The sequence below is a fragment of the Clostridium sp. CS001 genome, from assembly GCF_020443565.1.
Taxonomy (GTDB): Bacteria; Bacillota; Clostridia; order Clostridiales; family Clostridiaceae; genus Clostridium_AD.
The window spans coordinates 1-587 of sequence record NZ_JAIZZN010000088.1 but is presented as its reverse complement, the minus strand read 5'-3'; the positions used below and the strand labels follow the sequence as shown (position 1 = coordinate 587).

Genomic DNA, 587 nt, shown 5'->3' with positions numbered 1-587 from the left:
AATCGAGTAGGAGCTGAATAATTAATTTATTCAGCGACCTCTCACACCACCAAGCATACCGTTCGGTACTTGGCGGTTCAATAAGATTTACCTAATCATAAATATTTTTCAGTTAATGTTATAAACCCTTTTTCTTTAAGGTATTTATTAGTTAGTGTTATTGCTAAAATGGGGCTGTTGGATATTCTCCAATAGCCTTTTCTTGTATTCGCATATTCCCAAGCTTTGTATTCATTAATACCAAGCCTTTTGAGATTATCATGCTTTGTTTTAATTCTTTTCCATTGTTTCCAATAGCATAAGCGAATTCTACGTCTTAGCCACTCATCTAAGGTTTTAAGTGTACTTTTCATATCTGCTAATTTAAAATAGTTTACCCATCCAACTATAACTTGTCTAAGTTTAATTGCACGAAGTTCCATACTCATAGCATTACTTCTTCCTGTTATTTCTTTAAGTTTATCCTTAAGTTTTTTAACAGAGTTTGGGTGTACCCTTATTCCCATTTCACCTTTCTTTCGATAAAATGTAAATCCTAAATACTTCAACTTCCACGGTCTATCGACCTTGCTCTTGTCTTTATTGAC

General features: G+C 33.2%; 1 protein-coding gene. It reads right to left on the bottom strand.

The window, feature by feature from the left end:
- Nucleotides 1-95 precede the first annotated feature (95 nt).
- The coding region (locus LGK97_RS19670; protein WP_319001590.1) for a group II intron maturase-specific domain-containing protein at nt 96-587 on the bottom strand (492 nt) is incomplete at its 5' end.